At 73.4% G+C, this 14056-nt stretch carries 12 protein-coding genes; 6 read left to right on the top strand and 6 right to left on the bottom strand.

What is annotated here, in order from left to right; translation table 11 throughout:
- Positions 1-33 precede the first annotated feature (33 nt).
- Complete coding sequence (locus ACWC97_RS15065) at positions 34-540, top strand: ATP-binding protein (RefSeq protein WP_352275567.1); 507 nt, start codon at positions 34-36, stop codon at positions 538-540.
- Between the two features lie 144 nt (positions 541-684).
- On the opposite strand, the gene ACWC97_RS15060 is transcribed toward ACWC97_RS15065, so the two are convergent.
- Positions 685-927: a DUF397 domain-containing protein gene (locus ACWC97_RS15060; RefSeq protein ID WP_352275568.1), complete on the bottom strand. Its 243-nt coding sequence runs from the start codon at positions 925-927 to the stop codon at positions 685-687.
- Between the two features lie 253 nt (positions 928-1180).
- On the opposite strand from ACWC97_RS15060, the gene ACWC97_RS15055 reads away from it, so the two are divergent.
- Positions 1181-1684 carry a hypothetical protein gene (locus tag ACWC97_RS15055; RefSeq protein WP_352275569.1) on the top strand — a complete coding sequence of 168 codons (504 nt, stop codon included), beginning with the start codon at positions 1181-1183 and terminating at the stop codon, positions 1682-1684.
- A gap of 7 nt (positions 1685-1691) precedes the next feature.
- Here the strand turns inward: ACWC97_RS15055 and ACWC97_RS15050 are convergent, their stop codons facing one another.
- Together ACWC97_RS15050 and ACWC97_RS15045 are read right to left on the bottom strand one after the other, a co-directional pair.
- Complete coding sequence (locus ACWC97_RS15050) at positions 1692-3884, bottom strand: FUSC family protein (RefSeq protein WP_352275571.1); 2193 nt, start codon at positions 3882-3884, stop codon at positions 1692-1694.
- Between the two features lie 156 nt (positions 3885-4040).
- Positions 4041-5237: a DUF2786 domain-containing protein gene (locus tag ACWC97_RS15045; RefSeq protein WP_450649570.1), complete on the bottom strand. Its 1197-nt coding sequence runs from the start codon at positions 5235-5237 to the stop codon at positions 4041-4043.
- A gap of 206 nt (positions 5238-5443) precedes the next feature.
- Between ACWC97_RS15045 and ACWC97_RS15040 the strand changes: the two genes are divergently transcribed.
- From ACWC97_RS15040 to ACWC97_RS15025, 4 genes are all read left to right on the top strand, one after another.
- A complete protein-coding gene (locus ACWC97_RS15040) occupies positions 5444-6442 on the top strand; it encodes a DUF1259 domain-containing protein (RefSeq protein WP_450649568.1) in 999 nt (332 codons plus the stop codon).
- 239 nt (positions 6443-6681) lie between these two features.
- Positions 6682-7887 (top strand): cytochrome P450, encoded by a 1206-nt coding sequence (locus ACWC97_RS15035; RefSeq protein ID WP_352275576.1) that lies wholly within the window; start codon positions 6682-6684, stop codon positions 7885-7887.
- A 470-nt stretch (positions 7888-8357) separates the two neighbouring features.
- Positions 8358-9422 carry a type III polyketide synthase gene (locus tag ACWC97_RS15030; RefSeq protein ID WP_352275578.1) on the top strand — a complete coding sequence of 355 codons (1065 nt, stop codon included), beginning with the start codon at positions 8358-8360 and terminating at the stop codon, positions 9420-9422.
- Positions 9423-9512: 90 nt separating this feature from the next.
- Entirely contained in the window at positions 9513-11219 is a 1707-nt protein-coding gene (locus tag ACWC97_RS15025) for a bifunctional 3'-5' exonuclease/DNA polymerase (protein WP_450649565.1), read from the top strand.
- Here ACWC97_RS15025 and ACWC97_RS15020 read toward each other — a convergent pair.
- The 3 genes from ACWC97_RS15020 to ACWC97_RS15010 form a co-directional block, all read right to left on the bottom strand.
- On the bottom strand, positions 11179-11394 hold the full coding sequence (locus ACWC97_RS15020; protein ID WP_352275581.1) for a hypothetical protein: 216 nt from the start codon (positions 11392-11394) through the stop codon (positions 11179-11181). The genes ACWC97_RS15025 and ACWC97_RS15020 overlap by 41 nt on opposite strands.
- A 184-nt stretch (positions 11395-11578) precedes the next feature.
- Positions 11579-12424, bottom strand: a complete 846-nt coding sequence (locus tag ACWC97_RS15015) for a dioxygenase family protein (protein ID WP_352275583.1) — start codon at positions 12422-12424, stop codon at positions 11579-11581.
- A 160-nt stretch (positions 12425-12584) separates the two neighbouring features.
- Positions 12585-13952, bottom strand: a complete 1368-nt coding sequence (locus tag ACWC97_RS15010) for an alpha-lytic protease prodomain-containing protein (protein ID WP_352275585.1) — start codon at positions 13950-13952, stop codon at positions 12585-12587.
- Positions 13953-14056: the final 104 nt, after the last annotated feature.

Raw genomic sequence — 14056 nt, 5'->3', positions numbered from 1 at the left:
CCGATACAGCCGCGAATCCCGGGAGTGCCTCGCATGGGGACGAATGGATCGACGATGCTCGCGCCGTTAAGGCGGAGCCTTCCCCCCATCGATCCCTCAGCCGTCTCCGGATCGGCCCTCTGCACACTGCCCGCCTGCTTCGAAGCCGTGGGCGGGGCGCGGCGGTTCACCCGGACGACGCTGAACGGATGGGGTCTCACCGACTGCTTTGACGATGTCGCACTGGTGGTCTCCGAACTCGTCACCAACGCACTGCGGCACGCCCTGCCCACGGACGACGCCCCGGACGGCCCTCAGGACCCGCCCGTGCGGCTGCATCTGATGCGCTGGAGCTCGCGCCTGGTGTGCGCCGTGCGCGACCACAGCCAGGAGAGCCCCGTCGCCTCCCAGGCGCCGGACAACGCGGAGTCGGGGCGCGGCCTCTTCCTCGTGGAGTCCTTCAGCGACTCCTGGGGCTGGCATCCGGTGCCGGACGTGGACGTCCCGGGAAACGTGACGACCTCGCACGGCAAGGTGGTCTGGGCACTGTTCCGGGTCTAGGGGGTGCGTTGAGAGAACCGGCCGGAGGGGCCGGGTGGGGTGTCGTGGCGACGCCCCGCCCGGCCCCTCCGCATTCCACCGTGTGATGTGTACGACAGCCGCGCGGAAGTCGCGGGAAACATCCCGCGCCGTTACGGAATGCGATCAGCCGCCGGCCACGAGGTGGTCGAACTCCCCGTCCTTCACCCCGAGGAGCAACGCCTCTATCTCGGCCGGCGTATAGACCAGGGCCGGTCCGTCGGGGTGGCGCGAATTCCGCATCGCCACATCTCCGTCGGGTAGTTTCGCGAACTCCACGCAGGACCCTTGGGAGTTGCTGTGTCGGCTCTTCTGCCAGACGACTCCGCGAAGCTCCGTGGCCGCCATGCCGTTGTGAACGTGGTGCACAGGACGCTCCCGAGTTGCAAGGTGCAAGTGTCAACTGTCCCGGATCATAGCTGTGTTCAATTACCGCTGCATGAGCAGATGCATGCGCGGATGCACGTGCACGGGGGGTGTTCCCGCGATTACAGCCTTTACTCCCCCATGACAGACGCACGGGAAGCCGCTCCGGCTCCGTCTACCCCCGATGAACCTCTCCACCCCCTTGTATCCCGCTGATAACTTGGCCCGGTCTTTTGTCGGCAAGGGGGAATTACAGATGCACAGAATCGTACGTACCGGCGCCGTGGTCGCCACCGGTCTTCTCGCCTCGCTGGTACTGAGCGGCTGCGGCAGCGGCGGCGACGGCGGGAAGAGCGACAGCGCGCCGAGCGGGGCGGCCACCGGGCAGGCCGACCCGACCTCCGGTACGGAGGGTGACGGCGGGACCGGGGACAGCGGGACCGACGCCGCGGCGCTGGAGGGCGGCTGGGCCGGGAGGACCGGCGGCAAGGCGGTCGTCCTGTCGGTCGCCTCGGGCAAGGTCGCGCTCGTCACCGAACAGCGGGCCTGCACGGGCACCGTGGCGGGCTCCGGCACGGTGACGTTCACGCTCAAGTGCGTCGACGGCGGCGACGACCGCACCTCGGGGACCGTCGAGTCCCTCGACGGGAAGACCCTCGTGGTGTCCTGGTCCAGCGGGGTCCGCGACACGCTGGCCAAGACCGCGGCCGGCGCGCTTCCGTCCGGGCTGCCCGACCTGTCGGACCTGCCGACGTCCTGACCGCACGTCACTTCGCGGCGTCGGAACGCCCGTCGCGCTGCCGCCCGGTGTCCGGGCGGCCGTCCAGGCCCCGGGAGAACTCCTCCAGGGAGTCGAGGAGGAGGTGGACCCCTTCCCGCACGAAGGGGTCCGCCTCCGCCCGGTCGGTGCCCTCGGCCGCCCGGACCCGGGCGTCCCACTCCGCCAGCGCCTCCCCCACCTCGGACCAGTCCGGCACCCGGCGCTCGCGTACCGCCTTCGCGCCCCGCTCGGTGGCCCGGCGCAGCGCGTCGGCCAGCCGCCCCGCGCCCGGTACGGGGGTGGCGCCGCCGCTCGGCAGATGGGCCTCCAGCAGCATCGCGGCCCGGCCGAACTGGGCGAGCGCGTGCTCGGTGTCGTCGGCGGCGGCCCGGGAGAGGCCGCGGTTGCGGACCGGTTCGTGCCGCGCGGCCTCCAGCGCCTCCTGCCAGGCGACCCGGGCCTCGCGGGTGTCGAGCAGCGCGGCGCGCACGTCGTCGTGGCCGCGTTCGGCCGGGTCGGCGTACTGCTCGACGACCGCGGCGACGTACCGACCGTCCGCCTTCAGCCAGTCGCCGAGCCGGCCGTGGAGCCGGGGCGTCTCCCAGGCCGGGTAGAGGGCGTACGAGACCATCGCCAGCAGGCCGCCCACCAGGGTGAGCACGACGCGTTCGGGGACGGTCTGGGACCAGTCGTCGCCCGCCATGCCGAGCAGGAAGACGACATAGGCCGAGACACAGGCCTGGCCGACCACGTATCCCGTGCGCATCAGCAGGTACATCAGCAGGGCGCAGACCACCGCGAGGACCGCGGCCGTGGTCACTCCGGGGTGGGCGGTCTGGACGATCGCGGTGGCCAGCGAGACCCCGACGATCGTGCCGCCGAAGCGGGCCATCGCCCGTCCGTACGTCTGGGTGAACTCCGGCCGCATCGCCATGACGGCGGCCATCGGTGCCCAGTAGCCGTGGCCGAAGGGCAGCGTGGTGCCGATGAGGTAGCCGACGGCGGCGACGACGGAGAGCCTGATCGCGTGCCGCAGGATCGGGGAACCGGGCCGCACCTCGGCGCGCATCGCCTTCGCCACGACCGGGATCAGCCGCAACAGGCCGGGGCGGTGGGGGCGGTTGCGGTGGCGGTGCGGGGCGGCGGGGCGGTGGTCGGCGCGGGCCTTCAGCTCCTCGGCGGCCTCCGCCGCCCGGCCGTCCTGCTCCTTGGTGCCCTCGCCCTCGGCGGTCTCGATGACGTCGGAGAGCAGCACGGCCAGGCGGTCGGCGGCGCGCAGCGGCGGGCCGGTGAGCAGGGTGCCGGTGTCGGGGGTGCGCAGGGCGGCCACGGCGGACGGGTCCAGCTCGACCGGGTCGCCGTGCCGGATCGCGCGGGCCGCCGAGTCCAGCAGCGATCCGGCGGCGGCCAGCAGCTCGCGGACCCGCTCCCGCTCCGGGCCCTCGGACGGTACGCCCAGGGACGGGTCGGCGAGCGAGGCGAGCACCGGCCGGATCCGTTCGGCGACCCCGCGCGGGCCGCGCAGTTCGGGCGGCCGGCGGCGGGCCTGGCGCGGGGTGACGGCGGCGGCGCTGCGGGCCGTCATCAGGGGGACGGGGTCGAAGGGGGCGAGCGGGTCGTGGCGCAGCCGACGGGCGTAGTCGGCCTCGGCGGCCAGCGCGTCGGCGAGCGCGTCGCGCTGGGGGCCCCATCTGCGGACCGGGAACAGGACGATGAGCACCGCCTGCACCACCCCGCCGAAGAGGATCATCCCGGCGTGCACGGCGGAGTTGGCGACGGAGGTGGGCAGGGTGACGGTGACCAGCATGATCGCGACGTTGGACGCGGCGATGATGCCCCCGGTCGGCCCGGCCGCCCAGGACAGGCCGGCGAGGAACGTCCAGAGCACCAGCAGGGCGAGGAAGAGCACCTCCCGCGAGCCGGTGAGATAGCCGAGGAAGGTCGACACGGCGAGGCTCGCCCCGGAGACCAGGGCGAGCACCGGGCGGGGGCGCCAACTGCGCTGGAAGGTCGCGATGGCCGCCTGGAACGCCCCGAAGGCGGAGCTCGCGGCGACCACCGGCCCGAAGAACGCCAGGGCGACCCCGATGACCAGGGCGAGCCCGGTCGCGCCGCGGATCGCGATGAGCGGTTCGAGCCGCCGTCGCTCGATCGAGAGCCCCGAGCGGGCGGTCTCCTTCAGCGCCCGGAGCCAGCTCATGCCTTGAGCCTAGCCGGATTGATGACTTATTGGCCCGAATTGCACGGTTTCGGAGCGCGGGAGGGGCGGGGTGCGAAGGGCGCGAGTCGCGGGCGCCCTTCGCCTACGGGGCGCGGGCGCCGTCGCGTACGGGCGCGGGCGCCCCTTCGCGCCCCCTCAGCGCTTTCCGCGCCCGCCGCGCAGTTGCGGGTCGCGGCCGGCCATCCGCGCCCGGTCCGCCGCCTCCGTGCCGTGGGTCCACCCGTCGAGGTCGGTGGCGCCCCGGACCCGGGTGGTGGTCGTCCTCGGGAACATCCGCTCGGCGGTGGCCGTGACCGCGACGTCGCGGGCGGCGAGGACCGGGAGCAGGGCGGGGGCGGCGCCCTGCTCCGTACCGCCGCCGGACCCGCCCTCGGCCTCGGCCTCGGCGGTGACCCGGGCGGTGTCGGCGGCGAGGCGGCTGCCCAGCCGCTGGGCGTACGCCATCAGGAACGACTGCCGGAACGTCTTGGTCCGCTTGCGTCCGCCGGCCCGCTGGCCCGCCTCCGCCCGCGTCATCGCGACGGTGCCCTGGACCAGCAGGGAGGTGTACAGCAGCTCCACCGCGTCCAGGTCGGGATCGAAGCCGACCAGCGTGGAGAAGCCGAGGTCGCTGTTCCACACCGAGCGGCAGCGGTTCGCGGTGGCGACCGCGTCGAGCAGGATCGCCTTCGCCGTCTCGTACGGCGCGTCCACCCCGATCCGGCAGGCGCCGGGCGCGTCCGTGCCATGGGTGCGGGCCGCGAGCAGCGCCTCGTCGATGGAGTGGCGGGCCATCAGCTCCTGCGCCTTGGTGGTGAGCGCCTCGGCCTCCTCCGGGAAACCGGTCGCCTCCGCCTTGGCGAGCAGGGCGCGGATACGGGTCAGCATCCGGGGTTCGTCGGGCGCGGGCGCACGCCGGAGCACGTCCCCGGCGGCGCCGGGCGGGGGGCCGACCGGCTCGATGGCGGGGAGCCCGAGCAGCAGCCGGTAGAGCCCGAGCACCGCGAAAGCGTAGGAGAACCGGTCCGGACGGTTGCGGGGCGGGGCCTCGGGCAGCGCGTCGAGCTGGGCCCGCCAGCGCGGCGGCAGGACCTCGTAGCGCGCGATCTCCGCGCCGATCAGCCCGGCGGCGATCCCGGCGGCGGTCTCGTCCAGCTCGCGGCGGACCGTGCGGACGACGTCGGCGGGCTGCCAGCCGCGCTCCCAGGCGCGGCGGACGAACTCCTCGCCGCGCCGGACCAGCTCCGCGTCGGACGCCGGGTCGGCGGCGAGGAGGGAGGCCCCGGCGTCGAGCCCGGCGTCGCCGTCCGCGTAGAGGGCCGCCGCGCACGCCTGGTCGGTCACCGATTGCATGGAGCCAGGGTAGGCAGGGCGGCACGGCGGGCCGGAGCCGGGCCCGACCGTCCACACCCTGTGGATATCGAACTTCCGTACGGTATTAGGCCTCACTCGTCCGGCCGCACCCGCTGACGGTGTATCCGCTTTCTATGTTTTCATCACGATTTCGCATGCTTTCATCGCGCCATGGATCCGATCGAACAGGCGGAGGCGATGGTGCGATGACCGGGAGACGACCCCAGGAACCTCGGGTACGGGCGGCCGCGGCGGCCCCGACGCGGCGGGGATTACTGACCGCCGCCGCCCTCACCCCGGTACTGGCCGCGGCGGGCACCACGGGGACGGCCCGCGCGGACGGGACGGCGCACGGACCGCTCGTCCGGCCGGTGCCCACCGAGCCCGCCGACTGGGCCGGGGTGGCGGAGGCGCTCGGCCGCCCCGGCAACATGCTGCGCGAGACGACGTACCACACGGGCTTTCCCCGGCGGGACCTCCTGGTGGTCTCCGACGGGGTCGTCGTCACCCCCGGCCTCGCCCTCGGCACCCATGTGGCCTTCATCCGCTACGCCGACGGCACCACGATGCTCATGGGCGACATGGTGGTCACCGAGCGCGAACTCCAGGGGGTGATCGACGCCTGGCAGGCGCACGGCATCGAGCAGACCGCCCTCCACAAGCACCTGCTCGCCCAGATCCCCGACCTCTGGTGGGTCCATGTGCACGGCCACGGCCACGATCCGGTGGCCCTGGCCCGCGGGCTGCGCGCCGGCCTCGACCGCACCGGCACCCCACCGCCCGAACCGCCCGACCGGCGCACCCCGGTCGACCTGGACATCGCCGGGATGGAGGCGGCGCTGGGCGCCCGGGGCAGCGTCGAGGACGGGCTCTTCAAGGTCCTCTTCTGGCGCCGCGAGACCATCGCCGACGGCCCGCTGGTCCTGCCGCCCGGACTGGGCTCGACCAGCGCGTTCAACTTCCAGCCGGTCGGCGGCGGCCGGGCCGCGCTCAGCGGCGACTGCGCGATGCTCGCCGAGGAGGTCCCGCAGGTGCTGAAGGCCCTGCGGCGCGGCGGGATCGAGCTTGTCGAGCTGCACAACCACCACCTCTCGGAGAGCCCCCGGCTGTTCTTCACCCACTTCTGGGCGGTGGACGACGGGGTACGGCTCGCCCGCACCCTGCGGGCCGCCGTGGACGCCACGAACGTCGTGCCGGGCGGCTGAGACCTGTCGGGCGGCCTCCGACCGGCCCGGCCGAAGGCCGCCCGACAGGCTCCGATCCGGCCCCGGGCCGGGCCGTGTTGCGCCGGTCCAGCGACCGGCGGCACCGATTCCGTTCTGCATATGGACCAATCGGACCGGCCCGGCGCGTGGCCCGGCCGAGGACCGGGCACCCATGTCCCCGTCCCCGGCCCTCCCACCCCACGCACCCGAACCACCCGCCAGACCCTCTGGAGCTCCGCATGGAACCAGCCACCGGCGCCCGGCTCTGCCCGTTCGACTACGCCGAGGCCCTCGAATTCGACCCGGTGCTCAGGCACCTGATGAACGAGGAACCCGTCTCCCGCATCCGCCTCCCGCACGGCGAGGGCGAGGCGTGGCTCGTCACCGGCTACGACGACGTACGCACGGTGACCACCGACCGGCGGTTCAGCCGCCACGCCATCATCGGCCGGGACTTCCCGCGCATGACCCCCGAGCCGATCGTCCAGGACGAGGCGATCAACGTCATGGACCCGCCGGCCAGCAGCCGGCTGCGCAGCCTGATCTCCAAGGGGTTCGCCCCCCGCCACATGGAGCGCATGCGGGTGCGCACCCAGCACGTGGTGGACGGACTGCTGGACCGCATGGAGGAGCAGGGCGCCCCCGCCGACCTGTTCGCGCACCTCGCCGCCCCGCTGCCGCTGACCACCATCTGCGAGGTCCTCGACATCCCGGAGGCCGAGCAGGCCCAGCTGCGCGCCTACGCGCGGACCATGATGGACACCACCGTCGAGAACAAGCCCCACGCCATTCAGGCCAAGGCCGATCTGCGCGCCTACTTCGCCGAGCTGACCGCCGAACGGCGCGCCAACCCGGGCGACGACCTGATCAGCGCCCTCGCCACCGCCCGTGACGGCGACGAGATCCTGGACGACCAGGAGCTGACGGTGATGGCCATGGTGCTGCTCATCACCGGCCAGGACACCACCACGTACGAGATCGGGAACATCGCCTACACGCTGCTGACCAGGCCCGACGAGCTGGCCATGCTGCGCGAGCGCCCCGACATGCTCCCGCAGGCCATGGACGAGCTGCTGCGCTTCATCCCGTTCCGCAAGGGCGTCGGCATCCCCCGGGTCGCCCTGGAGGACGTGGAGCTGAGCGGGGTGCGGATCAAGGAGGGGGACATCGTCCACGTCTCCTATCTGACCGCCAACCGCGACCCCCGGAAGTTCGACGACCCCGACGTGCTCGACCTGGAGCGGCAGGGGCCGTCGAACATGACATTCGGCTGGGGCGGGCACCACTGCCTCGGTGCCCCGCTCGCGGCCACCGAGCTCGAAGTCGCCATCGGGACGCTGCTGAAGCGCTTCCCCGCCCTGAAGCTGGCCGCCCCGGCCGAGGAGATCCGCTGGAACAAGACGTCGATCTGGCGCTACCCGCTCGAACTGCCCGTCACCTGGTGAGCGACGGGCCGCCGACCGGCCGCCCTCGATGATGCGCCCGCCCCGGGCCACCGGCAACCGGGGCGGGCGCAGCCGCGCCGTGGCCCCGCCCGCGCCGCACGGGCCCGCGCGAGCCGCGTTCCGACCTGGGTGAACGATCGTCGACGATCGCTCGACGTGCGGCGCCCACCCGGCTGCCGTAGCGTGATCCCGACGGCCACCCAAGCCGTGGCGGATCCGAATTCCGCCCACGAACGGCCGGGTCTCTTCCTCCGGACGGAGAGGCCCCCGGGACAAAGTCTTCAACGGTCGGCCCGTCCGCGCCCACGCTCAGGAGCACCTGCCCGGCGCCGGAATCCATCAGCCCGCCACCTCCACGCAGCACACCGTGGTGCCTGCGTGCGGCGGAGCTTCCCCGTCTCCGGCCCGCCGACGCCCCTGACACCCGTACGGGCCCGGCCGTGTGGACCACATCCGCTAGGAGGAGTTCCATGGCGGTTCTCTGCAAGCCGGCCATCGCGGTTCCCGAGCACGTCATCACCAACGAGGAAACCCTGGAGCTGGCCCGACGGCTGCACGGCGACCACCCGCAGCTCGAACTGGTCCTGCGCCTGATCGAGCACACCGGGGTACAGAAGCGGCACCTGATCCAGCCGATCGAGAAGGTGCTCCAGCACCCCGGCTTCGACGCCCGCAGCATCACGTACGAGGAACACACCAAGGCCCGGGTGCCCGCGGTCGTCCGCCAGGCGCTCGACCAGGCCGAACTGGAGCCGGACCAGATCGACTTGATCGTGTACGTCTCCTGCACCGGCTTCATGATGCCGCCGCCGACCGCCTGGCTCATCGGCGAGATGGGCTTCCGCCCGCAGACCCGCCAACTGCCCATCGCCCAGCTCGGCTGCGCCGCCGGCGGCGCCGCCGTCAACCGGGCCCACGACTACTGCACGGCGTACCCCGACGCCAACGTGCTCATCGTGGCCTGCGAGTTCTGCTCGCTCTGCTACCAGCCCACCGACCTCGGTGTCGGCTCCCTGCTCTCCAACGGGCTGTTCGGCGACGGCATAGCCGCCGTCGTGCTGCGCGGCAACGGCGGCACGGGCGTACGGCTGGAGCGGAACGGTTCGTTCATCATCCCGGACACCGAGGACTGGATCTCCTACGCGGTCCGGTCCACCGGCTTCCACTTCCAGCTCGACAAGCGGGTGCCCGGCACGATGGAACCGCTTGCTCCGGCCCTGGAGGCGGTCGCCGAGGAGCACCAGTGGAACGCCGGGAAGATGGACTTCTACATCATCCACGCGGGCGGCCCGCGCATCCTGGACGACCTGAGCCACTTCCTGGACGTGCCGCCCGAGGCGTTCCGCTTCAGCCGCGCCACGCTCACCGAGTACGGCAACATCGCCAGCGCCGTGGTGATCGACGCCCTCGGCCGGATGTTCGACGAGGCATCGGCGCTCGACGGCCATCGCGGGCTGATGGCCGGGTTCGGGCCGGGCATCACCGCCGAGATCTCCCTGGGCACCTGGACCTCCGCGTCCGAATCGGGGCTCTGAGGCCCCGAGGCCCTCGGACGGCCGCGTTCCGTACCGGGTACGGGGCGCGGCCACCGGGCGTTGTCAGTCCCGGCTGCCAGACTCGAAGGCATGACCGAACGGTGGGCCCTGGCCATGACGGAGACCGGCGGTGCGCTCCTCGCACCGCTGGCCCCGGACGGCCTGCCCGTGGGGCCGGTCGTCGCCGAGCCCGACGCGGTGGCGGCGGTCCGCGCCCGCCCCGAGGTCACCCGTTGGGTCTGGCGCTCCACCGCCGAGGTGTACCCCAGGCTGCTCGCCGCCGGTGTCCCGGTGGACCGCTGCTACGACATCGAGGTGGCCGAGTCCCTGCTCCTGGCCCATGAGGGCCGCCTCGGCGAGCCCCGTTCCGCCGCGGCCGCCCACGCCCGGCTGCACGGCGCCCCGGTGCCGGCCGACCCGCCGCCCCGCTCGGCGGAGCCCGGCGCACAGTCCTCGCTCTTCGAGCCCCGGCCCGCCGCCCCACTCCCCTTCGACGCCCTGCTGGAGGTCTACGCCGACCAGCTCCGCCGCCACGACGCCACCGAGCACCCCGGCAGGATGCGGCTGCTCACCGCCGCCGAGTCGGCCGCCATGCTGGTCGCCGCCGAGATGCACCGCTCCGGCCTCCCCTGGCGGGCCGACGTCCACCGCGAGGTCCTCCACGAGCTGCTCGGCGAGCGGTACGCGGGCGGCGGCGAGCCCCGCAGGCTGGCCGAGCTGGCCGACGAGGTGTCCGCCGCCTTCGGCAGACGGGTCCGCCCCGACCTCCCGGCAGACGTGGTGCGGGCCTTCGCGCAGGCCGGGATCACGGTCCGGTCCACCCGCCGCTGGGAGCTGGAGGGCCTGGACCACCCGGCGGTGGCCCCGCTCGTCGCGTACAAGAAGCTGTACCGGATCTGGACGGCGCACGGCTGGTCCTGGCTCCAGGACTGGGTGCGCGACGGCCGCTTCCGCCCCGAGTACCAGCCGGGCGGCTCGGTCAGCGGCCGGTGGACGACCAACGGCGGCGGTGCGCTCCAGATCCCCAAGGTGATCCGGCGCGCGGTCGTCGCCGACCCCGGCTGGCGCCTGGTCGTCGCGGACGCCGACCAGATGGAGCCCCGGGTCCTCGCCGCGATCTCCCGCGACCGCGGCCTGATGGAGGTGGCGGGCCACGAGGGCGACCTGTACACCGCCCTCTCCGACCGGGCGTTCCAGGGCGACCGGGACCACGCCAAGATCGCCCTGCTGGGCGCCGTCTACGGCCAGACCTCGGGCGACGGCCTGAAGAACCTGGCCGCCCTGCGCCGGAGGTTCCCGCAGGCCGTGGCCTATGTCGACGACGCCGCGAAGGCCGGGGAGGAGGGCCGCCTGGTGCGCACATGGCTGGGCCGGACGAGCCCCCCGGCCGCCGGGAGCGGGGAGTACGAGGAGGCCGGCATCCCGCAGGAAGGCGCCCGGCCGGACGGCTCCGACGACGGCTCCGGCCCGGGCCCCACCCCCGGCTACGCCTCGTCGAACGCCCGCGCGCGGGGCCGCTTCACCCGCAACTTCGTGGTCCAGGGCAGCGCGGCCGACTGGGCGCTGCTGCTCCTGGCAGCCCTGCGCCGCTCGGTCCGTACCGCCGGGCTCCGCGCCGAGCTGGTCTTCTTCCAGCACGACGAGGTGATCGTGCACTGTCCCGAGGAGGAGGCGGCGGCCGTGGTGGAGGCGATCCGGGCGGCCGGGGAACTGGCCGGGCGGACCGTCTTCGGCGAGACCCCCGTCCGCTTCCCGTTCACCACGGCGGTGGTGGAGCGCTACTCCGACGCGAAGTAGCCTCCGTCGAGGAACTGTCTCCCGGCCCCGGGGCGTCGCCGAACCCGGCCAGCCCGTGGTCGTAGTGCGCCGGGCGCAGATGGTGGTGGCGGTGGCGTGCGTTCAGCCGATGGATGACGTACGCCGCGACCGCGATCATCACGAGGACGACCGCGACGGTGACCAGGGTGTCCATACGATTCCGGCCCCCTTCGGACGCGCAGGCCGAGCGGTGCGGCCCACGGGGAGCCGTACGCGTCCAGGTTACTCCGCTGCCCGGCACCCACCCCCCCTCGGACGAGTACCGGACAGCGGAAGGTCCGGGCCGGCGGAACCCCGGCCCGGACCTGCGGGGCGGGGTCGCCCGCCGTGCCGCGTGTCTACCCGCGTTCCCACAACGCGGGGACGTTCGGCGGTTCCCACCCGGCCATGGACGTGTGGGCCTGGGTGCAGCGGTACGCGACCCCGTTGTACGTGACCCGGTCCCCCGCCTTGTAGGCCGTGCCGGACTTCCAGGTGGAGCCGGGCGGGTCGGTCGGCGGGTCGGTGGGGTCGGTCGGCGGATCGGTCGGGTTCTGGGCGATGTTCAGGACGAAGTCGAACGTCCCCTGCCGGCCCGAGCCCACGTCCCGGACGTTCATCAGCAGCGCCGGGTCGTAGAGCATGTCGGTGTTGTTGCGCGGCTCGCCGGGGAAGTAGAGCTGGGTCGTCAGGATCGACGAGCCGGGCGCCTGCACCTTCACATGGATGTGGCGGGTGCGCCCCGGGTAGAGCCCCGGCACGATCGTGGTCAGGCTGTACGCGCCCGACTGGTCGGTGAACTGGTGCCCGCGGAAGGCGAATCCGCTCATGTCGTAGGCGCCGTTGGTGTCGGCCTGCCAGAAGTCCAGGAGCACGCCGGAGATCGGCCGGCACGCCCGGCCGAAGACGTAGCCGCTCACGGTCAGCCGCACACCGGGCGTGCTGTCGGTGATCAGGCTGGTGCGGAGCGGGGAGTTGGGCTTGAAGTAGGGGCCCTCGATCTGGTCGTGGGTCGGTCCGTCGCCGTCGTCGCAGTTCGGCGTCGGGGCCAGCGGCTTGCCGCCGGAGCCCGCGTCCCGGGCCAGCGCGACGCCACCGCCCGCGAGCAGCGGGACGGTACCGGCGACGAGCGCGGCCTTGAGCAGGGTCTTGCGGCTGATCTTGCCGTCGCCGGGGTTCTGGCCCTCGGTCGGTTCTGGGGTCATGGCTGATTCCTCGGGGTGGGGGAAGGGCACGTTCATGACACGGAGCGGTGCGGGGTGCGCGCCGCCCGGCCGGGAGGCCGGAGCGGTAGCCGGGCGGGCGCGGTAACCGGGGCGGCCCCGGTGCGGACGGGGCCGCCGGTGCTCACTGCGGAGCGGTTCCTCAGACGCGGGCCCAGAGGGCCGGCACGTTCGGCGGCGTCCAGCCGGGCTGCGCCAGGTGCGCCTGGAGGCAGCGGTAGCTGTCGGAGCCGTACGTCACGACGTCGCCCGCCGCGTACGTCGTGCCTTCCTTCCAGGTGCCGCCCGGGTTGGTCGGCGGGTTGCTCGGGTCGGGCCCGGTGCCGTTGGTCACCAGGGTCAGCCCGTACGCCTGGAGCGCCGGGTTCACCGGCTGGAAGTACGTCGTACCGCCCTGGGAGCAGTTGCCGGAGCCGCCGGAGGTGACGCCCTGCGCCTGGCTGCCGGAGATGAACGAGCCGCCGGAGTCACCGGGTTCGGCGCACACATTGGTGCGGGTGACCCCGGAGACGGTGCCCTCCTGGTACGTGACGCTGGTGTTGCGCTGCTGCACGGTGCCGCAGTGCCAGCCGGTCGTCGAGCCGGAGCGGCAGACCGACGAGCCCTCCACGGCCTCGGTCGAACCGGTGACGGTGATGTCGCCGTTGCCGTAGCCGTTCACCAGGGGGCGCGGCGTCCAGTTGGTGTTGGTGGCGACCCAGGAGTAGTCGCGGCCCGGGAAAGTGGAGCCCTGGAAGGATCCCTGCGCCTGCTGGTTGGAGCCGTTGGTGGTGACGCCCGGCGTGCCGCAGTGGCCGGCGCTGACGAAACCGCCCTGGGTGCCGCGCTTCACGGGGAAGCCGATGGAGCACCGGCCCAGGCCGTTCATGTAGTACGCGTCGCCGCCCCGGAGATCGGCGAACGTGCGCGGCCGCTCCGTGGACCGGCGGACCGTCACCAGCTTCTCCGACACCCCGGCCTCGGCCAGGAACGCCTTGGCGGCCTTGGTGCCGGCGGCCTCGACGACGACCCGGTTGCTCGCCACGTCGACGTACCAGACCGGTACGCCGGAGGGGGCACCGCGCAGCGCTACCCGGTCCAACGCACCCTTCGCGGCGTCGAGTTCGGCCTGACTGTGCGCGACGACGACGGGCCGGGCCCCGGCGAGGCGGATCTCCTCGGCGTGGGCGGCGTCGGTGGTGGACACGGTCAGGGCCGCGTCGTCACCACTGACCCGGGCGCCGGCGAAGTCCGCGCCGAGCGTGTGCTTCAGCGCGGAGGCGATCGCCGCCGCCCGGGTCTCGTGACCGATCCGGCCGCGCGCCTGGGCCTCGTTCAGGCCGAGATCGCGCTGCATGGCCTCCAGCAGACCGGGCGAGAGCTGCCCGGTCCCCGCGGCGGTGGGGGTGCGGAGCTGGGGCGCCGGATCGGCGGACGCGCTGCCAGTCAGGCCGGCCAGCGCGAGCGCCCCGACGGCCACGGTGGCGGTACACGCGGCCAGGGCACGTCTGCGGAGTGTGGAGCTCTCCACGGGACTCTCCTTGACTTCGGGGGAATTGCCGACAACGTAGCCGCGTACACGTCATTGCCAGGAGATCCCGTTCTCCCCCTCACTTCACGTTATGGGGCCGCCGG

It is taken from the genome of Streptomyces sp. NPDC001108 (genome assembly GCF_053598535.1).
This window is presented reverse-complemented; position numbering and strand designations above follow the sequence as displayed.

What these genes read in the sequence shown, in the direction of transcription:
- ACWC97_RS15065 (WP_352275567.1), top strand. Translation starts at nt 34, where the DNA reads ATGGGGACGAATGGATCGACGATGCTCGCGCCGTTAAGGCGGAGCCTT.
- ACWC97_RS15055 (WP_352275569.1), top strand. Translation starts at nt 1,181, where the DNA reads ATGCACAGAATCGTACGTACCGGCGCCGTGGTCGCCACCGGTCTTCTC.
- ACWC97_RS15050 (WP_352275571.1), bottom strand. Translation starts at nt 3,884, where the DNA reads ATGAGCTGGCTCCGGGCGCTGAAGGAGACCGCCCGCTCGGGGCTCTCG.
- ACWC97_RS15045 (WP_450649570.1), bottom strand. Translation starts at nt 5,237, where the DNA reads ATGCAATCGGTGACCGACCAGGCGTGCGCGGCGGCCCTCTACGCGGAC.
- ACWC97_RS15040 (WP_450649568.1), top strand. Translation starts at nt 5,444, where the DNA reads ATGACCGGGAGACGACCCCAGGAACCTCGGGTACGGGCGGCCGCGGCG.
- ACWC97_RS15035 (WP_352275576.1), top strand. Translation starts at nt 6,682, where the DNA reads ATGGAACCAGCCACCGGCGCCCGGCTCTGCCCGTTCGACTACGCCGAG.
- ACWC97_RS15030 (WP_352275578.1), top strand. Translation starts at nt 8,358, where the DNA reads ATGGCGGTTCTCTGCAAGCCGGCCATCGCGGTTCCCGAGCACGTCATC.
- ACWC97_RS15025 (WP_450649565.1), top strand. Translation starts at nt 9,513, where the DNA reads ATGACCGAACGGTGGGCCCTGGCCATGACGGAGACCGGCGGTGCGCTC.
- ACWC97_RS15020 (WP_352275581.1), bottom strand. Translation starts at nt 11,394, where the DNA reads ATGGACACCCTGGTCACCGTCGCGGTCGTCCTCGTGATGATCGCGGTC.
- ACWC97_RS15015 (WP_352275583.1), bottom strand. Translation starts at nt 12,424, where the DNA reads ATGACCCCAGAACCGACCGAGGGCCAGAACCCCGGCGACGGCAAGATC.